The 21,698-nt window shown below is 38.4% G+C and carries 16 protein-coding genes; 9 read left to right on the top strand and 7 right to left on the bottom strand.

Annotated features, from left to right (window positions below; all coding sequences use genetic code 11):
- On the top strand, nt 1–1,278 hold a 1,278-nt coding region (locus NEOC95_RS03170; protein WP_213151519.1), incomplete at its 5' end, for a leucine-rich repeat domain-containing protein.
- A 538-nt stretch (nt 1,279–1,816) separates the two neighbouring features.
- Nucleotides 1,817–2,224 (top strand): F-box protein, encoded by a 408-nt coding sequence (locus tag NEOC95_RS03165; RefSeq protein ID WP_213151517.1) that lies wholly within the window; start codon nt 1,817–1,819, stop codon nt 2,222–2,224.
- Here the strand turns inward: NEOC95_RS03165 and NEOC95_RS09365 are convergent.
- Nucleotides 2,179–2,954, bottom strand: a protein-coding gene (locus tag NEOC95_RS09365) for an IS5 family transposase (protein ID WP_349305245.1) whose coding sequence is annotated in 2 segments (ribosomal slippage) — nt 2,179–2,612 and nt 2,612–2,954 — 777 coding nt in all. Because the reading frame shifts where the segments join, the coding sequence is not laid out codon by codon here. The two genes, NEOC95_RS03165 and NEOC95_RS09365, sit on opposite strands and share 46 nt — an antisense overlap.
- 112 nt (nt 2,955–3,066) lie before the next feature.
- Between NEOC95_RS09365 and NEOC95_RS03150 the strand changes: the two genes are divergently transcribed.
- Complete coding sequence (locus NEOC95_RS03150) at nt 3,067–3,744, top strand: leucine-rich repeat domain-containing protein (protein WP_213151508.1); 678 nt, start codon at nt 3,067–3,069, stop codon at nt 3,742–3,744.
- Nucleotides 3,745–4,544: 800 nt separating this feature from the next.
- Here the strand turns inward: NEOC95_RS03150 and NEOC95_RS09500 are convergent.
- Nucleotides 4,545–4,898 (bottom strand): hypothetical protein, encoded by a 354-nt coding sequence (locus NEOC95_RS09500; protein WP_349305244.1) that lies wholly within the window; start codon nt 4,896–4,898, stop codon nt 4,545–4,547.
- A gap of 340 nt (nt 4,899–5,238) precedes the next feature.
- Between NEOC95_RS09500 and NEOC95_RS03140 the strand changes: the two genes are divergently transcribed.
- The 3 genes from NEOC95_RS03140 (at nt 5,239) to NEOC95_RS03130 (ending at nt 8,451) form a co-directional block, all read left to right on the top strand.
- The gene (locus NEOC95_RS03140; protein WP_213151507.1) at nt 5,239–5,382 is read left to right on the top strand and encodes a hypothetical protein; all 144 of its coding nucleotides are present in this window, start codon (nt 5,239–5,241) and stop codon (nt 5,380–5,382) included.
- A 50-nt stretch (nt 5,383–5,432) separates the two neighbouring features.
- A complete protein-coding gene (locus NEOC95_RS03135) occupies nt 5,433–6,389 on the top strand; it encodes a rod shape-determining protein MreC (protein ID WP_213151506.1) in 957 nt (318 codons plus the stop codon).
- Nucleotides 6,390–7,029: 640 nt separating this feature from the next.
- A complete protein-coding gene (locus NEOC95_RS03130) occupies nt 7,030–8,451 on the top strand; it encodes a DUF4116 domain-containing protein (protein WP_213151505.1) in 1,422 nt (473 codons plus the stop codon).
- Between the two features lie 395 nt (nt 8,452–8,846).
- Here NEOC95_RS03130 and NEOC95_RS09810 read toward each other — a convergent pair whose 3' ends face one another.
- From NEOC95_RS09810 to NEOC95_RS03115, 3 genes are all read right to left on the bottom strand, one after another.
- Nucleotides 8,847–8,984 carry a transposase gene (locus tag NEOC95_RS09810; RefSeq protein ID WP_213151523.1) on the bottom strand — a complete coding sequence of 46 codons (138 nt, stop codon included), beginning with the start codon at nt 8,982–8,984 and terminating at the stop codon, nt 8,847–8,849.
- A gap of 71 nt (nt 8,985–9,055) precedes the next feature.
- Nucleotides 9,056–9,685, bottom strand: a complete 630-nt coding sequence (locus NEOC95_RS03120; protein WP_213151504.1) for a hypothetical protein — start codon at nt 9,683–9,685, stop codon at nt 9,056–9,058.
- A gap of 268 nt (nt 9,686–9,953) precedes the next feature.
- Nucleotides 9,954–11,153, bottom strand: a complete 1,200-nt coding sequence (locus NEOC95_RS03115; RefSeq protein ID WP_213151503.1) for an amino acid permease — start codon at nt 11,151–11,153, stop codon at nt 9,954–9,956.
- A gap of 293 nt (nt 11,154–11,446) precedes the next feature.
- Here NEOC95_RS03115 and NEOC95_RS03110 point away from each other — a divergent pair, with 293 nt between their 5' ends.
- The 3 genes from NEOC95_RS03110 (at nt 11,447) to NEOC95_RS03100 (ending at nt 16,640) form a co-directional block, all read left to right on the top strand.
- Entirely contained in the window at nt 11,447–12,364 is a 918-nt protein-coding gene (locus tag NEOC95_RS03110) for a glycosyltransferase family 2 protein (RefSeq protein ID WP_213151502.1), read from the top strand.
- Between the two features lie 193 nt (nt 12,365–12,557).
- The gene (locus NEOC95_RS03105; RefSeq protein WP_213151500.1) at nt 12,558–13,652 is read left to right on the top strand and encodes a polysaccharide biosynthesis/export family protein; all 1,095 of its coding nucleotides are present in this window, start codon (nt 12,558–12,560) and stop codon (nt 13,650–13,652) included.
- Nucleotides 13,653–13,676: 24 nt separating this feature from the next.
- Nucleotides 13,677–16,640 (top strand): hypothetical protein, encoded by a 2,964-nt coding sequence (locus NEOC95_RS03100; RefSeq protein WP_213151498.1) that lies wholly within the window; start codon nt 13,677–13,679, stop codon nt 16,638–16,640.
- Nucleotides 16,641–16,983: 343 nt separating this feature from the next.
- Here NEOC95_RS03100 and queF read toward each other — a convergent pair whose 3' ends face one another.
- Nucleotides 16,984–17,811 carry an NADPH-dependent 7-cyano-7-deazaguanine reductase QueF gene (gene queF, locus NEOC95_RS03095; RefSeq protein WP_213151496.1) on the bottom strand — a complete coding sequence of 276 codons (828 nt, stop codon included), beginning with the start codon at nt 17,809–17,811 and terminating at the stop codon, nt 16,984–16,986.
- A gap of 478 nt (nt 17,812–18,289) precedes the next feature.
- A complete protein-coding gene (locus tag NEOC95_RS03090; protein WP_213151487.1) occupies nt 18,290–21,682 on the bottom strand; it encodes a penicillin-binding transpeptidase domain-containing protein in 3,393 nt (1,130 codons plus the stop codon).
- Nucleotides 21,683–21,698: the final 16 nt, after the last annotated feature.

Raw genomic sequence — 21,698 nt, 5'->3', positions numbered from 1 at the left:
GAGGCTTGCGCAGTTCCTTCCTTATTTAGCGTCTGTAAAAGATGGCATCATCTGCTGGCTTCTGAGGTGATGCCTTCCCTTTATAAGCAAATAGGTAAAGTGCATGTTTCCCAAGGGGATAGTAACAAGCAGGCTTTTATTTTAGATAGGATTTATAAGCTAGAAAGTAGCCTCTCCGAAAAAGCAAAGGTAAATGCAATTTTTAGGCAAATCTTTACTCTAGCTAGTTCTCTTTCTCCTCTAGAGTTTAAATGGAAGTCTGAAGAAAAAAAACATTTTACTTTGGCTAACTACTTCTCTTATCTGCTGAATACTAATCGCCTTTTACTTTGGAAAAAACTTCCTGGTGGGGAAGAATACTTGAGCCGAGAAGAAATTAAGCACTTGCTTCTAGAGAAAAAAGGAGAGCTCTTTAGAGATTGGATTACAGAAAATTGTAAAAATACTACGGCTTTAGATTTATCTAGATTAGGCTTGACTTATTTACCCCCAGAAATATGCCAGTTATCTAAGCTGCGAGAGCTTGACTTAATAGAAAACCATCTTACCACTCTACCTGCAGAAATCGGGCAGCTATCTCAGTTGAGAAGGTTTGACTTAAATCAAAACCAGCTCATCGCTCTGCCTACAGAAATTGAGCAACTGTCTAAGCTACAAGGACTTTACTTAAACAAGAACCAGCTCATCAGTCTTCCTGCAGAAATCGGGCGGTTATCTCAGCTGCGCATACTTCACTTAAATCAAAACCAGCTCACCGCTCTGCCTGCAGAAATAGGCCAATTGTCTGAGTTGGGATGCCTTTACTTAGGAGAAAACCAGCTCACCAGTCTGCCTGCAGAGATGGGGCGTTTGTCTAAGCTGGAATTGCTTGATTTGAGCCAAAACCAACTCACCAGCCTGCCTGCAGAAATAGGTCAATTGTCCCAGCTGCAAGGGCTTGACTTAAATCAAAACCAGCTCACCAGTCTACCTGCAGAAATCGGGCAATTGTCTGAGTTGGAATGCCTTTACTTAAACAAGAACCAGCTCATCAGCCTTCCTGCAGAGATGGGGCGGTTGTCTAAGCTGCAATTGCTTGATTTAAGCCAAAACCAACTCACCAGTCTGCCTGCAGAAATCGGGCACTTATCTCAGCTTAACAATCTTGGATTAAAACAAAACCAGCTCACCAGTTTGCCTACAGAAATCGGGCAATTGTCTCAGCTTACCAAGCTTGAATTAACGGCAAATCCTTTGAAAGATATTGCAGAAGAAATAAGGCAGCGTTTTCTATTGTAGAATAGCCCTATGTATTTTTTAAATGGGGGTGAGCTAAAATGAAATAAAAAAAACTTTTAGCCATCTTATCTTTAAACAAGTCATCCGCTTTCCTTCCGGTAACTTAAGTAACTTAAGCTAACCTATATATTTATAATGACCAGAAGTTTCTCTCTTTTTCTGCAGATTGCTAGGCTGGGAGAACAACCTTTCTTGACAGGAAGAAGCTAGGCGTATTGTATTCCATCATTTGATAGAAGAATTAAAACATTGCGCCAAAAAGAGCCGTTTTTCTCAAATAAGGCAAAGAATCAATCTCATTCTTTTAACCGAACCACAATTGCCGCGTCACTTAATCCCCAGGACCTGTGGCTGCTCCTAAATGCTTGGAAGGCCCCCCCTTTCCTTAAATCTATCTGAAATAAAAGCGTGGTGGATTATCTTTGAGTTGTTTTTCCTTGATAAAGATACGAATTGGTTTGACTTGCTTTTTTAATTTTTTTATTCTGTCTTAAAAAAATAAAAATGATAAAAGGTCATCACTACCCAGGGAGATAAAATGCATCCTATCTCTTCGACATCTATTGAAAGTTTGCCCAATGAATTGCTGCTCCCTATCTTAGAGGCCTGCGCAGTTCCTTCCTTATTTAGCGTCTGTAAAAAATGGCATTATCTGCTGGCTTCTGAAGTGATGCCTTCCCTTTATAAGCAAATAGGTAAAGTACATGTTTCCCAAGAGGATATTAACAAGCAGGCTTTTATCTTAGATAGGATGTATAAGCTAGAAAGTAGCCTCTCCGAAAAAGCAAAGGTAAATGCAATTTTTAGGCAAATCTTTACTTTAGCTAAATCTATTTCTCCTTTAGAATTTAAAGAGAAAATAGAAGAAAAAAGAGGCTTAGAGACATTCTCTGAATTAATTTATTGCGCTATTCTTCTTACCATAAGACGTATCATAGCTAAGTAGAGGAACGCTTGGCTGGTGTTTGGCAAGGCCTCATAATCCTTACTTAATCTGCGGCATTTGCCAAACCAGGCAAATGTTCTTTCTACTATCCATCTTTTTGCTTGTAGATGAAATCCTTTTAGCTTAGATCTTTTAATGATTGTTAAATCAATGCCATGTAAAGCTGCTTCTGATCTCATCTCTTCCCCACTATATCCTGTATCGGCAAACATTTTTTTTGGCCATAAAGCTTTTCCTTGGAAATAATAAAATAGCGCTTTTAGCCCATCTCTGTCGCTACAAGCTGCGCTACTTACTATGACTGCTATTAACAGGCCCAAGTGATCCACCACTATGTGTCTTTTCCTACCTTTAACTTTCTTGCCGCCGTCGTATCCGCAAAGCCCTTTTTTTCAGTTGTTTTGATGCTTTGGCTATCGACTATAGCTGCGCTAGGTTCCGCTAACTTGCCTAAGCTTTGGCGAAGCGATCGCCTTAAATAAGTATTAATTTGTTCGAATAAATTACTCTGTTTCCATCTTAAAAATTGAGAATAGACTGATTTCCAAGGAGGTAGATCATGAGGAAGATCTGTCCATTGGCAACCTGTCCTTAAGATATAAAAGATAGCATCAAGCATCTCTCGTCTAGAGTGCATAGGTGGCTTGCCAGCTTTTTTCTTGCATATTATAGGTTCAAGCACTTGCCATTCTTGATCATTTAAATCGCTAGGATAAGGTTTTCTTATCATATTAGGCTCCTGGTTAAACAGCCTTTATTTTAAACGATTTTAATAATTCAGAGAATGTCTCTTAACGCTGGCTAATTATTCCTCTTATTTTATAAATATTAATCGCCTGTTAATGTGGAAAAAACTTCCTGGGGGAGAAGAGTACTTAGCTCAAGAAAATATTAAGTGTTTACCTTTAGAAAAACAAGGAGAGCTTTTTAGAGATTGGATTGAAGAAAATTGTAAAAATACCAGGAATTTAGATTTATCTGAAGTAGGCTTGACTTATTTACCCCCAGAAATATGCCAGTTATCCAAGCTGCAAGGGCTTTACTTAAATCAAAACCAGCTCACCAATCTGCCTGTAGAAATCGGGCAGTTGCCTAAGCTGCAAAGGCTTGAATTAAATCAAAACCAGCTCACCGCTCTGCCTGCAGAAATAAGCCAATTGTCTCAGCTGCAAGTGCTTTACTTAAATCAAAACCAGCTCACCAATCTGCCTGTAGAAATAAGCCAATTGTCTCAGCTGCAAGAGCTTCGCTTAAATCAAAACCAGCTCACCAATCTGCCTGTAGAAATCGGGCAGCTGTCTCAGCTGAAATGGCTGCTTGATTTAAGCCAAAACGAGCTCACCGCTCTGCCTGCAGAAATCGGGCAACTGTCTCGGCTACGAAGGCTTTACTTAAATCAAAACCAACTCACCGGCCTTCCTGTAGAAATCGGGCAATTGTCTCAACTTACCAGTCTTGAATTAGCGGAAAATCCTTTGAAAGATATTGCAGAAAAAATAAGGCAGCGTTTTCAATTGTAGAATGGCCATATGTACTTTTTAAATGGGGGTGAGCTAAAAAGAAATAAAAAATTTTTAGCCATCTTATCTTTAAACAAGTCATCCGCTTTCCTTCCCGCAACTAAGTAAGCTTAAGCTAACCTACACATTTATAATGACAAGAAGATTCTCTCTTTTTCTGCAGAGTGTTATGGCTGGGAAAGCAGAGCTGACGAACTAAAATTCTGATGGTTGTGATAGTATTACTTTGTTAAACTTGGGATGTATCAAAAAATAGCCTTCTAGATGAGCCATGAATAGCTTGGCAAGAAGGAGAAATAATAATGCAAAATAAGCTGTTAGTCAATCTTCTTACTTAAAGCGGAGCATGGAGATTATTTTACCTTTTGCCTGGTATTTCAACACGGTTAAGAAGCTACAAGCCATAAGACGTAACATCAGATGATGATGGAGTCCTAGCCATGACTGTCCCTCAAAGTGATTTAATTCTAACTCCTCTTTCATCTGCTGATAGCCTTGCTCAAATCTATATCTTTCATAAATCTATTTTACTATATTCTTGAGGAAGTATCTTTTGAGGCATTGGAAACATAGTATTTATATTGATCGTTTCCTAACTTTTCCATGATTAGCCATCTTTCAACTTCTGGCCTATAAAATGCCTCTGTGATCGTTTTTTAACCCGTATGGCCATCATTTTATTATATTTCTTCGATTGAAGATTAAGTTTTACCTTTTGCCACTTACATCCTTCCTTTATCAATTTTTTTAGCCATTTCTTGGCAGAAGAAGGCTTAAAGCTTCTATCGGTAACTTTTGAGTCATTTTCTTGGTTGGCCTCTAATGTTCTGACTAGAATTTAAAGGAATATCTAGAGGCCAGAAGGCATGGTTTCCAGGAATTTGAGCCACAAAGGTTGACTGTCTTTTATCTAACTCTTCCAGCAAATCTCGTATTGCTTCATAATTAATTATTACACCATATTCCTTTGCTAGGGTCTTGTATTCTAAAAAGTAATGGGGAAGGTTTTTATTGGAAACCTCAAAATATTTGATAAGTCCTTGATAGGCCTCAAGCTCGTCTTGGTAATCTCTTAGATATACATCTTCATACTTAACCGGCCTTTGCGAACGCTCTACAAATATATTATCTGTCGCCCTTCCTTTTCCATTCATGCTAAAAGCAATATTTTTCCTCTAGTAAAATCTACAAACCTAGTGCTTGTAATACGAGTAAATGGGTGATCTTTATTAGGTCACGCAATTAAAGAAGTACTTAAAGTTCATTAAGCCAGCTCTATTCTGCTTGTTTTACCCCTCCCCTGTATGTCGTGTATGTATAGAGGTCGGCTAATAGCCGCAATTTTGTAATCGATAGCTCTAAAAAACAGTTTAGATAGAGGAACTCAGAGTAGACATGCTTGCTTATAATGAAAATGCATTGTATGTTAAAAGGAATGTTTAGGAGCTCAAAAGATTAAGAATTCTAACCTTATAAATAAGAGGAACATTTGCTATGAGTGAATTAATATCAGAGCAAGAAGGGCTTCTTCAAAAAGACTATGCCATTTATAGGAGGCCTAATAGCCATACAAGAATCCGTGGTATAGCAATTAATACTCTTCTGCATATTATTCCTTCCCTAGCCATCGTCCAATGAGAAAAACTTCCAAACCTTTTTTGATTCTTTTCGTCCTGCTTTTACTTACAATGAGTCTCCCCCTAACGACTTCTGAGTGGATGCGCGGAAGGGCTTTGGCTATTCTCTCTCCTATGTGGGAAGGCTTAAGTCATTTAAAAGGGCAAAAAAAGCAAGAATTAAAAAATCTAATGCCTATAGATTTACATGAAAATAGCATGCCTGAGATTCAAGAACCCTCTTACGATGCAGTAGCAGCTCGTATAATCTTTCGTTCTCTAGGAACCTGGAATAGTTCCTTGTGGATTAACGTGGGAGAGGAAACGAATGAAGTCTATGAAAGCCCTTTGGTGGCTAAGAACAGTCCTGTACTGGTCGGTGATTCAGTGGTAGGTGTAATAGATTATATGGGAAAAAGGCAATCACGTGTGAGGCTGATTACAGATTCGGGGCTTGTACCTTCGGTGCGTGTGGCCAGAGGTTATGAGCAGGGTAAAGCTATCGCAGAATATATTCCTGATCTAATTGCGTATATACATGCCCATGAAGAGTTGTTTGACAATGGGCGGGAAAAAATGCTAGCAGAAAATGTATTGCGCCATTTGCGTTCAAAGCTATTGGAAAAAAAGCATACCTGGTATTTAGCTAAAGGGGAAATTCGAGGACAAAGCCGTCCTATCTGGCGAACAGATGGCCATCTTCTTCGGGGGGCAGGGTTTAATTATGATTTCGAAGATGAGCAAGGACCTGCACGCGATTTACGTTCTGGGGAGCCTATAGGCTCTTCACAAGCAAAAGCTATGCCTTTAATAAAGGTAAACGATCTTTTAGTGACTACAGGCATGGATGGAGTCTTTCCAGCTGGCCTTAAGGTAGCAATAGTGACAAAAGTAGATCTTTTAAGGGAAGGAGATTTTGCCTTCGAATTAGAGGCTAAACCCACGATAGGAAATTTAGATGACTTAACATGGGTGTATGTTATAGCCCCATCAGGATTTAATGGAAAAGATCAGCCTAATTCACGCTAAATTTTTAATTTCCTTTTATCTTATCTTTTAAAATTACAATTTCAATGATAGCTTAAAACCCTTATTTTACTCACATCCTTGTGCACATTATTGAAGAAATTCTAAAGCCTGTGGCTTAATCCCTTTAGGAGAAAATTGGGTTTATCTATCGATAATTAGACTGATATTAAGATGAATTAATAAGGTAAAAGAAGGGTTTTAGGGCATCCTCTTTTATAGGCTTATAAATAACTTAGTCTGCCTACCCACCCCTCTGAGGCATATATTTGTATTTAACAAAAAGAATTTTATAAAATACGGGGCTGCATAAGGAGTTGCTCAAAAGTGTATTAACTTGGTTTTAGAAAGAAAGAGGTGAGGATAAGCTTCTCTTATGCTAGCTTATTTTTAGACTGCTGGTCACTTTTTTTACAAGGATTAAGATTTAAGGCTTTCTCTTCTTAATCAGCGTGGCTACTTGGCTTGCTTGAATAAGTTTTCTTTATTTTTTTTCATATTTTTTTTCAGTTCAATGACTTATAATTTTTCTTATCTCCTTCAATCAAAAAAATCATTTAGGCCCCATATTTTTTCTACATTATTTAATAAAATTTTTCTATACCATCTTGCTTTAGTAAATTATTAAAACACTAGGTGTATTATGCAAATAAATCTATCATCTAAAGCATGCCGATTTATTGATCATAAGGCCGATTACGTGCCTATCATAAGTACTCTGACTAATTTAATTTGTATCTTTCAAAAAGTTTTTATCATACCCCTTAAGCAAGAAAAGAATATTTCTAAAAGTCCTTACTATTCCTACCTTAACCGAAAAAGTTTTGAAAGGTGTATAATTTTATTAATTCCTGTATTAGGAAATATCCTGGTAGGAATTGGGGACTTTGCTTGTAAAAGAGAGAATGATAAAGACGCTTTGCCAAAGCCGGCCAAGTACTATGGCGGCCTATCTAAGCATGAGGAGGGCCCACCTTCTAGAGGCGATAAAAGAATATTTCCTCTTACTCTTAAAAAAGAGGGAGTAGAGCTGAAAAATTTTAAAGAAAAGCTTCAAATTAGTGCCCAGAAAAAAGTGAATACGATTAGGGATGCTAGTAAAGATCATCAGAACGATAAGGAAGATGTCCTTGCGGCTATTCAGCATGATGACTTAGCAATGCAGCAGACTTGCCAAGATTTCCAGGATGCTAAAAAAGTTGTATTTGCCGCTGTTCAGCATGATGGCTTAGCCCTACAGCATGCTAGCCAAGCGCTGCAGAATAATAAAGAAATCGTTCTTGCCGCTGTTCAACATAATGGCTTAGCTTTGCAGTATGCTAGCCGAGAGCTTCAAAATGATAAAGAAGTTGTTTTTGCAGCTGTCCAGCATGGTGGCTTAGCCCTGCAGTATGCTAACCAAGCGCTGCAGAATAATAAAGAAGTCGTTCTTGCCGCTGTTCAACATGATGGCTTAGCCTTGCAGTATGCCAGCCAAGAGCTTCGAAATGATAAAGAAATTGTTCTTGCAGCTGTCCAGCATGGTGGCTTAGCCCTGCAGTATGCCAGCTCAGAGCTTCAAAATGATAAAGAAGTCGTTCTTGCAGCTGTCCGACATACTGGTTTAGCTTTGCAGTATGCCAGCCTAGAGCTTCGAAATAATAAAGAAGTCCTTCTTGCGGCTGTTCAGCAAGACTGCTTGGCTCTTAGATACGCTAGCCAAGAGCTTCAAAATGATAAAGAAGTCGTTCTTGCTGCTGTCCAGCAAGCACCATGGGGGCTTAAGTATGTTAGCAAAAAACTTCAGAATGAAAGAGAAATCGTTCTAGCTGCCGTGCAGAAATTTGGTTTGTCGTTTAGGTATGCTAGTCAAGAGCTTCAAAATGATAGAGAAATCCTTCTTGTCGCCGTCCGGAGAAGAGGCTCTGCACTTATGTATGCTAGCAAAGCTTTGCAGAACGATAGGGAAATTGTTCTTGCAGCTATCCAGCAAGATGGTTTGGCGCTTAGGTATGCTAGCGAAGAGCTTCAGAATAATCCCGAACTTGTTGACCTGAGTTTCAAGTTTTTTAGGCAGCAATCATAAGACTTGCTTCTGGGCTACGAAACTTTAAAGAGGGCTTTTTTGGCTGGGGTAATAGCTGCTACTCTTAGCATTATATTGGCTAAAAAATTTGCTACGCTTCTTAATCTGAGTGGATAGGCAATTTAAGAGCTGTTTTTTAGTTACTCGTTTACAGGTTCGATTATAAATCTTTTTCTCCATGAAATTTTGTCTTAAAAGGACGTCAATTCTCGCTTTATATGCGATCGTATACATGTCAATGACTCTAACGCGCTTAATTAGCTTTTGCCTTAACTTAAAGGAAAGATAACCTTTATCGCTAGACAGCTTTCCCATCAGGTTTTTTAGCAAAATGCCAGCCATAAAAACATTGAAAATATTATCAAAGTTGGGCTGAAAAAGTTAAAATCTCTCCCTTACCATTGATAATCAGGTAATATTTGAAACTTTGAAAGCCATCCTGAAGTGGTTTTTCCTCTTTTAGCTTCCCCTTTAATAACCTTATCTCTTGTAATTCTTTGTTTATGACCAACGGCAATAGAGGTAGAGTCAATAAGGCAATCTTGGTGAGCTTTTTCTTTTTAGAAAAGCAATTTTTTGGAGGTCTTTATCCTTTTCTTTCCATTTAATTAAAAGCTTTCTGGGTAGGCATAATGCGATTTTGAATTAAGTTTAGTTGAGCTTCAGCTCTTCTAAAATCTTCTTGTATTATTAAATTCTTCAATTCCTTAAAACTTGCATGAATCTCACATTTTAACTCATCAGATAAGTTAGGCAATAAGCTTAAATAAGTGGGGAGAGATTCATCAATAAAAGGCATCAATTCTTTTTTCATCCAATATTTAGAATGAAAGTTAAGGTGCCTTATAATCTCCTGACAAGCAAATAAAAGATCTTGGACGTGCATGCTTGCTGTGAGTAAATCTGTTTGATTGGATGAAGATTCTACAAATTTCGCTCTCCAAATATCAAGTTGCAGAGGCGATTGCTGAAATTGATCCAAAACAAGAGCAGCATTTTCTTTCGGCTCCTTCAATATGCACGCTTGAAATGTAGCAATTCTTTTATCTAAATAAGTAGTAAAGTCACGCCGAACAATTGGAAATCTAGAATCTGTGCTATGGGTAATAGCTTGGCGGCGGGCATTTTCTAGCCATTTATAAATTACGGAAGATTTTAGACTGGTTTCCTTAAGATAACAGTTGATTATGTCCAAATGATCAAGATTAAACTCCTCATTTAGAGTGTTTTTCATTTTATTTAGTAATTCTAGCTGGGATTGTAGCGTGTTCAGGTTTTTTATTAGCCTTTAATTTTATAATTCTATTAATTGAAAAAAGTTTGAAAGGTATCCCTTTACTAGAGGGAAAGAAACTTAATGAAAACACATAAAATTAAAAAAGAGGCTGCTGTTTTCTTATTCCTTGAAGCTTTTTATCTACAACTTTGCCTTTAGCCGTTTAAAATAAATTAAGCAGGTAGCCAGAGAAGAGCGCCGAGGTTAGCAAGTAAAAGCTTTATGGTTAGCCTCTCACCAGATGGTAAGTTTCTAGAGCAATGATCAATAATGTGAATGCTAATAAAGCTAATAACAAAGGTTTGCCACCTCTCACCTGTTCTTGCAAGGGTAGATGAAATCTGTAGCGACCGAGCCAGACCATGCCAATAGGGAGCAGTCCATTAAGGATGGCCTCCCCAAAGCCGCCCGCAATTCCTAAAGCCTCTAAAAATATTCCGGGATAGCTGCCAGCAAAGATAGCAGGAGGGATAAAAACTATTAAGCAAAGAAGTATACGCGTCCATCCTTGGCTTTTTGCCGCTATTCCATCGGCTAAAAAATCTACCATAGAAAGAGAGACTCCTAAAAAAGAGGTAATCAGAGCAAAATATCCAAAGTAGGTAGCTAAAAAGCCAATCCAAGGGTGTCCTGTAATGGTATGGAGAAGTTGAGTAACAGGGATTCCTTCAGAGACCGCCTTAGCTATTTGCGATTCAGGAATTGTTCCAATAATCATCCATTGCCATAAGGTATAGATAATAAAGGGGAGGCTAGTGCCTATTACAATAGCCCTTCGTAGTTGTTGCACATTACGGTGCATAAGGGTGGTTAAAGAAGGTATAATATTATGGTAGCCATAGGCGCTAAAAAGGGTAGGCATTGCTAATAAAAATGCGTTCCAATTTCTTCGAGTAAGGAAGCTTATTTGTACTTCGGTACTTCCTAATCCTATGAGCAAAAAGTAAGAGAAAACAAGCGCTATCATAAGGATCAAATTTACCCGGTCTATGACTTGCGAGCCTAAGAAAACAACGAAACCAAAAAGGCTAGCGAAGGCTATGTAGCCTTTATAACCTGCGAGATGAAAGCCCAAGCTTTCGACTTGGGAGATAAAAAGAGGAGTACCGCCAGCAATGTAAGAGACCTCCAAGCAATAATAAAGAAAGAGAAAAGCTGCGCCTGCTACCCACTTGCCGCCAGGTCCAAAAAAGCGTGCGGCCATAGATAATACGTTCGCCTCCTCTTTCATCCAGAGCGTGGCTTCCAAAAAAAGCAGGCCAGTGATTAGCATAAATATCCAACAGATAAGATTGACTGCCATAGCTGGTAAAAATCCTGAAAAGCCAGTCACCACAGGCAGAGCAAGCATGCCTGCACCAATACAAGTGCCTGAAACAAGTAATATTCCACTAAGAGTGCTGAATTTGTTATGTAGGGTAGGCATAGAAATTTAATTATCCTAGGGTTGGTACGCAGGAAAAGAGATGTTAAAAATTGCTTTAAGGCAGAAAATTATCAAAAAAACAGATAAAAACAAAATGTTTTTGCAAATTAGAGGGTTTTAAGCTTAAATTAGCATTTTTTAGGAAATAGGATGAAATTTGTTGGATTGAGAGTTAATGTGGTTTAATCTGTTTGTTCTTCTCTAGGTAGAAATCGCCATGAAAGAGAGATGGAAGGCTAAAAATTCTAACTCCTCACACATTAAATGAATTTAAGGAAGGTAGTTCAAAGGTTATGAAATCAGTGGGCGTAGTTGTTCTAACATTAAATGCTGAAAAGCATCTGGTACGCTGTCTTAGTCCTATCATGCAGTCTTCGCTAAGCCCAAAAATCCTGGTAGTAGATTCGTCATCGAAGGATCAAACTAGGTCGCTTGCTTATTCATTAGGTGTAGAAGTTTTATCAATCCCACAAGCAACTTTCAACCATGGTAAAACCCGCGAGCTAGCAAGGAAACACCTAGGCACCGACTTGGTAGTCATGTTAACCCCTGATGCCTATGCGGTAAATCCGCAAGTTTTGGAAAAATTGATTGAACCCATTCTACAGGGTAAAGCATCGATCGCCTACGCTAGGCAAATTCCCCATGAAGGAGCCGATTTTTTTGAATCTTTTCCTCGTTATTACAATTATCCGGTTCGAAGTGAAATTCGAAGTATTGCTGATAGACGCCGTTATGGCTCCTATACATTTTTTTGTTCCGATTCATGCGCTGCGTACTTAAACAGCGCTTTAGATGAAATTAAGGGCTTTCATCCTGTTCTTTTAGGGGAAGATACTTTAGCGACTGCTCAGCTTTTAAAAATAGGACATAAAATTGCTTATGTAGCAGAGGCGGAAGTGAGGCACTCTCATCGCTATAGTTTACGCCAAGAATTCTGCCGATATTTTGATACCGGATTAATGCGAAAAAAATATGAAAATATTTTAAATTGTGCGGAAGGCGACCAAATGAGAGGGAATCACTATGCTACATGCATGCTCAAGCAGCTGTATCAAGAAAAACCTTTATTGCTGCCTTATGCTTTAATGCATATAGGTGCTAAATGGGCAGGATATCGCTTAGGGCAGGCTAGCATTAATGCTCCCCTGTGGTGGAAAAAAGCTTTAAGTAGCCAAAAGTATTACTGGAAAAAAATTACTACCTCTTAAAATGCAATAGGTTTAACATCATTATACTGCCTTGTTATTCCCTCCAAAAAAGCTGTTGTAGATTCTATTATCTGTATTTAAAGCTATAATGCAATTTTAAGGGACATAAATAAGGTAGATTGAATTAAGAGAAGAAAGATTGCTTTAATTCTATCCAGTTTAAAAATTCATTTTATTCAACGAGGCTTATGACATGCCTTTAAGCGAGAAAAGAAAGAAAGTAAAAATTAATTTTTTGTTTTCGCCTTTTGTTTTACTAAATCTATCTCTCCTTATAATTTTCGCTTCTTGCTCAACTGCTAATTTTGATTATCCTATTATGGGACCTGACGAATTTGTGATAGACTCTTATCGCATACGTCAAGGAAAGCTAGCTATCTTGGAGCTTGAGGGAGTAGAGCTTGGAGAGCTAGCAGAAGAGGATATGTTAGAGTATCGCGATGTGATCGCTGAAGATGATATTTTAAACATTGCTGTTTATCACCCCACGCGTAAAGATTTAATGCAGTCTATTCAGTTTATCAATGAATCAACGGGTGGATTTAAAGTCTATCAAGGAAAAATAGATGTGCCAGATTTACCTCCCCTTGAAGTCAAAGGGCTTACTTTAGAAGAAGCTCGTGAGGAATTGCAAAGAGTTTTTAGGGACCAAATTCAGGATATAGAAGTTTATGTCAATTATCGTGATCGCCTACAACGTCGGGTAGAGTTGATAGGTTTAGTTTCTATTCCTACCGTACCGGTGGATGGAAAAATGCGTCTTTATGAAGTGCTTGCTAGATCTCATATTCCACCAGGCGCTAACTTATTTAAGAGCTATGTAATGCGCGAGGGACGTCAATTGCCTATTGATTTGCATAGGTTAATCAATGAAGGGGATATGAACCAGAACATTGTAATGCGTGGAGGAGATAAAATCTTTATTGCTGCTCCTTCGGATGCGACAGTTATGGTGATGGGAGAGGTGCGGGCTCCTCGCCCAATCAATGTTCCCTACGGCTTTATTTCTCTACGTGAAGCTCTAGTAACGGCCGGAGGTATTCCTTTTACGGGCAATGGCAATTGTATCCATGTGATCCGTGGAAATATGCTTTGTCCTAAAGTTTACCTAGTCTCTTTAGATCACATTGTGCATTTGCCTAACGATAGCCTATTATTGATGCCTGGGGATACTGTCTATGTAGCCGAAAAGCCTTTGACGCAATGGAACAGATTTATCGAGCAGTTGATTCCTAGCTTTACTGGCCTTCAAGCAGGATATGGAACATATCAGTTAATTAACGATTAATTGTAGTAGAGGTTTACCTTAAAAATGCCGCCCATAGATAAACATCCCTCAGAAAGTGTGATTACCATCACTGATCTTTTGCATATTTTAAAGATACATAAGGTTGCTATTATATCTACGGCCTTATTTTGCTGCATCTTGGCTGCCTGCTTTGCTCTATCTCGGCCGGTCATTTACAATATTTCTGGCACGTTCAAAGACAAAGGTAAATCAAAGTCGGGTCTTTCTACATTGAGCCAGCTTCTTATTTCTGGTGCTAATGAGACTGAAGGTGAAGCTTTAGCTACTATCAAATCTCGCAAGCTTATGGAGAAGCTAATCTACCGAAGGGGCTTGCAGGGCTTATTGGTTAAAATGGAACCCCGCTTTGATTTACTGGGATCCATACCGGAAAATATTCTAGTTGAATATGCTCATTTCGTTGCCCTTAAAAAGCCCATCTTACCTGATCATCCCCCAAGTTTATGGCTTCAAGATGTAGCTTACAACGATGAGATTTCTAAAGTTTTTACTCTTCATTTCATTAACGAAGAATTTTTTGAAATTTACGATGAAAATAATAGAAAGATAGGGAAGCATGAATGGGGGCGAAAAGTAACAGGTAAAGATTATGCTTTTACTGTCATGAGGAAATCCTCTGAGCCTTTGGCCGGTACTCAATGGTATTTAGAGTTGATGCCCTTGCACAGAGTATCGGAAGATTTATTGGCCGCCTTATCTATCCAAGCGGATCAAAATGACCGCAATCTCCTTCATATCAAATTACAACATGCTAATCGCCATGTAGGCACAGAAATTTTAAATTCTATGATGCTGATTTATCAGGAACATATTCGCCAGGAGCAAAAGCGTATTTCTCAAGAGCAGATTGCTTACTTAGAAAAACGCCAGCAGGAAATGGGAGCTAAGTTGCGTCAAATGATGGTTGCTCATGCAAAAAATATGTCATCGGATATATCTACCAGTGGATTTTTTAATTCCCTTAAAGCCATAGAGTTTTATTCTGCTAATCAAACGCATTACCAGCAGAAATTATACGATATAGAATTAGCAATTAGAAGATTAAGCCATGCCCAGCAAGAAAACTGCGCTTTTTATGATCTACAAGGCGATCCAGGGGTTATCAACCAATCATTGGCAGAAATTAGAGCTTTAAAGCAGCAAAGCGATGCCTTAGATATGGCTTTAAAAAATGCTTATCCTGTTGGTAATCATACTTTTCATGATAGCTTTACAGAACAGTTATTAGATTTAGAACAAGCCAAGCGTTTATCTACAGAAGCTACTTGCTTGCTAAGAAGCTTAGAAAGTGGGCAAGACCAGCCTACTATAGATAATCTAGTTAATGATTCAAGATTTGCTGTACAAGCTTGGCAAGATAAATTGTTAGTCGCCCAAAATGATATGGATAGTTGTTTTTCTGAAGAAGAAAGGAGTGACAGGGCTTTAGCATTAAAAACAGCGAAAGAAAACTTTATAGCCTATTTAAAAAATTTAACACATCATTTTGATGTGCAAGAAAAAGTCATTCAAGAGCGCTTAGCCTTTCAGCAAAGCCCTCAAAATGAATTTCAAGGGATTGATATTACCACTTCTAAGGAATTATATATCTCTTACACTCGCATGCTTAATGAAGTGCAAGGTTTAATCCGCCAACTGGATTTTATGATTGAGCAGCTGAAAAATCCTCACTTTGAAGTTACTTCAATGAGTGGAATTCAAAATGATTTTGTCACCAACGAGATGATTTCTAAAGCTTCGCAAATTGTTCAGGCCCTCAAAGATCAAAACAATCGTAGTGCTAAAGAAATGGAACGTTTGAAAGAACAATTAGATGTTCAAAAAGATTTCTTGCGTCAACACCTAAATCAAGCTGCTACGCTTCATAAGCTTAAAGAACAGCTAATTAAGGAAAAAATTGTTTCCCTACAAAGTGTAACACTAGGCCTGTTACGTCAGCAAATTTCTATTTTAGATAAGCACATGCAGGAATACATGGCTATACGCTTAAATGACTTAAAGCAGGAGACTAACCTCATCGTTCAGCATCAAGAACAGCTGCGTAAAGAAATGAAGGATCTACCTAACAAATGGGTCGAAGAGCGTTTAATCGATCAGCAGCTACTCATCAATCAAAAGATGGTGGAAGAAATTACAAGTTTAGTAGAATCAAAAAATTTGACGAGTAATTTAGAGATCTTGCAATCTTATCCTCAGGATTTTGCTCTGCCTCCTCTGCATCCAAAGTCTCCCCGTAGTTTGTTGTATGCTGCCTTTGGTGCGTTTACCGGGGCCTTTATAACTTTTACCTTCTTTATTATTAAATCTACTATCTCTGGCATTCGGGTGAGCCCCTCTAATCTTAAAGCTAATGATTTACACTTCTCTGGCCATCTAACTCCTAAAGCTTCTAATGAGTCTAATGAAAATTTGATGGATCAAGATTTAGATGTGCTGCGTCGTATGATTGCTTATATGGCCAATAGCTCGCAGGCGCCGATAGGACAGTCCTTACTTCTCCTTAATGGAGCAGGAATTGATTATTCTTATCATTTAGCCAAGCTCTTAACCAAGCTTGGTCAAAAGGTTGTCTTAATACCTATCTGCTTTAAAGCAACTTGCCAAGGGTATGGGACGGGATTAATTCAATATCTGCAAGGAGAGATTGAAGAACCCATGATTACTTCTCAGGGCTCTTACGATTGTATTTACGAAGGAGGTGTCTCACGTTTTGCCGTAGAGTTAATCGGCTCCCAGCGTTTCAAAAATTTATTAGACCAGCTTGTACAAAGATACGATTGGGTCTTGGTCGTTAGCGATGCCATGCCAGCTAGTGGACAAGCGGATCTCTTAATAAAAATATTTGATCATGTGGCTGTTAACTTGACTTATGAGTCTCTTTCAGATTTGAAAACTTATATGCCTTATAAAGAACATTTAGCAGATAAGAAAAGAGTTACTTTTGTTTTTAGCCCTACAGAAAGTTAAAGGAGAAGTAAATGTTTTTGCTATCAGCTTCTTTGCATCTACTTTGAAAGCTCGGAAGGAAAAGGTTTTTTTCTCTCTATAAAAATAACAATAAGGGCCATCAAAAGGAGGATCCAGAGAAATTAATGGGATTGCATTTCTCCTCACCAGGAAAATAATAGGTTTTAAAAAAACTTAGTCTGCATACCTAGCTCTCTGAAACATGTCTCTCTGCTCAAATAAAGAGATTTTATAAAGTAGGGGACTGTCTAAGAATTGGCTCAAAAGGTATGATCAGGAAATATTTTTCCTATTCTTCTCTTAAAATCTTTTTTTGCTTTACGCCTTTTCATCTTTTGCCCACTTATTGGCGATAGTCCCGGATATTTCTTAAGGAGCTTTCAAAATTTGAACGAAAGGGATTTAAATCTATGCCCCCTCGTCTTGTGTACCGGCCATAAATTGTTAACTTATGACAGCGACAATGTTTTTGCACATCCATGAAAATACGTTCAATACAATGCTCTCCAAATTCGTAGTGGCTGCGAAAGGAGATAATATATTTAAGAAGGGCCTCTTTGTTAATTTTAGGCCCTATATAATGAATGTAAAGGCTTGCCCAGTCAGGTTGTTTAGTAACCGGGCAATTAGATTTTAAAAGATTAGAATAAAATTCTTCCTCCACAAGTTCTGCTGCATGTTCAAGAATGGAGGGATCGACTGCATAAAGATTGGTTTCAATATCTAAGTTGTCTAAGCAAAACCCCGGGAGGTTTTTAAAGCAAAGGCTTGCATAATCTTTAGATTGAATAAGGTTAACTTTTACTGGCTGGCCCACACATTTTGTTAAATCTTTTTCTAAGATGGCCTGAACATCTTCAAGATTGGCAAAAGTGGTTTGATGGAAAGAGTTCAAATAAAGCTTAAAGGATTTAGATTCTACAATATAAGGGGATTGGCAAGGAAAGAAAAATTCTCCTATCGCTAGGAGAGGTTTTCCTTTTACGTTAAGCCATGACAACTCATAAGCATTCCAAACATCGTAGCCTTGAAAAGGTAAATTTACATCGGCGATCCCAAGGGCTTGGCGTTGTTTATCTCTAGGTAAAGGGCATAGTAAGCTAGGATCATAGGCAGTATTATAAAATGTCTGTTTTCCTAGCGGTGAATTGATAAGAGTTTCATCCTTCATAAAAGCCACTTTTCCGATAAAATAAAGTTTAATTTAAGCATCCACCATACTCTGCAAAATGATATTTTTCAATGGTTAACTCTTAAGAGAGCTAGCTTAAGCATCTCTAAAAATAGAGCTATACATGGAAGTAGAGCTTTTTTTGCAAAATAAAGAAGGGGCTAGTTTATAAATCTGAGAGAAAATGGAATCTAAATAAGCACTTAAATCTTCTGAAAATTTTCTTTTTAATTAAAGATAGTTTTTTAAAATGTATAGTTTTATTAAGAATTGCTTAAAAGCTTATAAATAGACAATTGGCTGTTTTCTAATAGTATTTTTTTTATAAGCGGCTGTCATATAAAAAAGAGCATTAGATTTAAGCGTGGCTTATTTTTTAACCCTCTAAGAGGGGAAGAGTATAAGCTTTTAAAGCAAAACTCTTAAGAGCTGAATGAAGTAAAATTTGGTTTAAAATCTCACGTAAAACATTTCGCAATTAGCGATGAGCTTCATGACGAGCTTTGATTTCTCGCCATTTTCGCACCATTTGAGCTCCTAAAGGAGCCGATTCTTTTCCCCAGGCGCCATATTTTAGGTAGACCACGACCACCAATTCAGGATTGCCCCAGCGATCCAGATAGAGGAGAGCATGCGAATCGTTAGGTATTTTTTGATTAAAAGCAATGCCTCCAAACCAGACGTGAGTATAAAGGTTTGTCCCATCGTAAAAGTCTAAGTCAATATTCTCCATGGATTCAGCTGTGCTGGTTTTTCCAACCATTTCGTCTTTGAGCTCAAGATAATCGGCAATAGCCTCAGGATACTCACGATATAAGCGGGAAAGGCTAGTCAATCCCTCAGATAATTGTTTTAAAACTACTTTATGCATTCCAATAAGCAAAATATTGCGAATAATATCAGGCATAAACAGGTTTCTTTGAACGAGGGTAGGAGCTTTTTTCACGATTTGGGAGTGATCAAGGCAGGCAGCTTCAAGGGGCTGTTTACTCTGTGCTTGTGAACGGTATCCGGCTGTTAAAGAAACTATCTTGGGCTTCAAAACATGCCCTTTATTAGCTATCGCAGACAGCATGATGCTAGCCTGCAGGGGAGTAACGACTAAAGTATGTTGACCATTAGCCATAGCATAAAGGCCTGTACGATTAGTCATAAGATCATTAGGAACTTTTCCTGCAATTTCACCAGGCAAGTCTATACCTGTGCGGGTGCCATAAGAGAAATCTAAAGCTGCCCGCGAAAGATCCTCCGGAGAGCTTAAATACTCTGCAGCTAGAATAGAAAAATAAGGATTACTAGAGGTTTCAATTGCCCGAATCAGATCAATTTTACCAATGTTTTTTGCATGGCTTTTAAGCATACGGCCCCCCTTGTAATATTGAGGAATAGGAGTGCCATCTTGATGATAACCTACAAAAGTATCCCTACCTTTTTTAAAGATCTGGTCGACCATAATCAAAGGATTGAGGCTGCTTGGGGAGAGCTTATCATTGTTCAGATGATGATAGCGTTGCTTTAACGCTTCATAAGAGGTAATTAACTTGAAAATAGAGCCCTGCGTTGCAGCTTGCCTATAGGCTTGAGAACGCCCGTAACCATATCCCCGTAGAGGATAAAAAGCACGAGCAAGATCTTTTTCTATTTGCTTTCCATTAGTTTTGTTGAGGTAACGATAATATCCAAGTAAGGGTCTATCCAGATGGTGAAAGCTGCGAAAAGTACGCAAGTAATCTTTCGCCAACCCATCATCTAATCCTTTCAAAACAAAAGATAAATTAAAAAAGGCATTTTTCCAAGGAAGCGCCGCATGAGCACCTGCTTGCAGTTCGTTATGCCAGGTTAAGAAATGATTAAGATAGGGTATAATTTCTACCGATACATGAGGTGAAATGCGACCCGTCAAAAAGGCTAAAAGTAAGTCCCCTTGATGCTCATTCCAAAATGAATTAAACATCTCTTTTTCTTGCCTATCAAAATAGTCTATATAAGGCTTGGGGTATTGATGATGAGCTTTTTCTTCTGCCCGTTTTTCTTTTAAAAAAAGCTTTTCATTTTCTTGGCGCCAGGGTAGGAAATGTTGTTCATGAAATAATTCCTTAGCCATCTTTTGCGCTGTTTCTTGTAAAGAAATGTAGGCAGCGGAAGAATTTTTATAATCCTCAAGCGATTGGTGTCCTTTTGCAGCAAGGAGCTGGGGAGAAAAGCGATCGCTGCAGACGGCAAGGCGGCATAGATCCATAAGTAAGATCTTATCATAATGTAATAATAAAGCAGAAAAATAGGGATCTAATATTTTTTTTTGCTGCTCAACACTGTCGGCATGTACTTTTAGATTATTTTCAATCGCCATTTTTGCTTGAAGGGAAATTTTTTCTTTTTGGACGTGAATTCCATCTTCGCCATACAGTAACTTTAACAGCAGATAGATATTACAGGTGCCACTTAATTCAATTAACTGATCGATAGCTTGTTGGATGCTTACCGCTTTTTGCACGCTATCCACCCCTTGGATGGCCTGCATGATTGGAGTATCGGCTTTTAGTATAAGTTTTAAATAATTATTCCAATCAATCATTAAAGTATCTTCATAAAATTCTTTAGCTTCCTCCTGATAAAATTCTCTTTCTAACGGGCGTTTTTGATCCCACATTTCAGCTACATAATTCTCACTTTCAAACCAGCGAATGATGCTGGCCATTTTCTTTTTTGCCACCTCGGGATTAGCAGCGGGAATAAAATCGTTAGGATCTGTGCGGGGGTAAGAGGCCAAAGCAAGAACTTCTCCTGATTGGGGATCTAATGCTACTATAGCCCCCCCTTTAATCCATGGTTGCTTGGTAGGCTTGGAAAGGTATTTTGATAAACGCGTTTCGCGAATGCGCTCATTTTGAATGAGAAGTTGTTCTGCATATTCCTGCAGCTCAGCCGAAATCGTAAGAAGGATACGCTGTCCTGCTACAGGCTCATGCGAGCCTGATAATTCTCTTAAGAAATTGCCACGAGAATCAGAGTAATAACTTTTCTTGCCATGATAGCCTCTTAGATTATTTTCAAAGCTGCCTTCAACACCTGCTTTCCCTACATAGTCATTAATCGTATAAGCATGATCGAGGAGATCTTGAAGGCGCTGGCGGGCTTGAGCTAAATTGTCAATACCGGAGGGAAGAGGTATTTCGTCACCTGCATCACTACCTTGAATGTATGCTTCTAGTACTTTGATCTCCAGCATGATCTTATCATATTCCTGACGGTTGATCGCCCCCATATAGCCAATGATATCCGCCGCTACACGCCCTTTAGGATAGTGGCGCTTAGGTACTTTTTGCACATGAATACCTAACCAGTCTTTTTCAAGCATTTTCAAGCGATAATATTCTTTTTCGGTAAGATCTTCTTTAATTACGAAAGGTATCTGCCCATAAAATGAGCTTTTAGCATGAATAAGGTCTTCAAGCCTTAGAGGATCTAAGTGAAGCTCTTCTCCTAGTAGCTGGGCCAGCTGTGTAATATACTCTTTACGTTTAAATTTCTTTTTTTTATTTCCTTGAGCATCCTTTTCCCATCTAATAGAAGGAATCTGGCGCAGCTGAGAGTAGATGATAGCAGCCCGATAAGAAATTTTATTCAGAGCTAAGGGATAGTTGAAGCGGTCGCGAATAGTAGCTCTTTTAGAGGGTTCAATGACAGTCTTGCGTTGAGGCTTAAGGGCCTCCTCTAATTTGACCTCATATTGAATAACAGCCAGGTACCAAATGCGCAGGATAATTACAACCAAGGCGATAAAAATCAGATTAAGGATTTTATTAGCCTTTTCGGGTATATTAAGATTGCTTTTTGCTCTGCGAGAAGAGGAATGTATATGTCTTGCCATGATTTTATTGCCCGGC

It is taken from the genome of Neochlamydia sp. AcF95, from assembly GCF_018342455.1.
Lineage (GTDB): Bacteria > Chlamydiota > Chlamydiia > Chlamydiales > Parachlamydiaceae > Neochlamydia.
The sequence above is the reverse complement of the archived record's forward strand: the minus strand, read 5'-3'. Positions and strand labels throughout refer to the sequence as shown.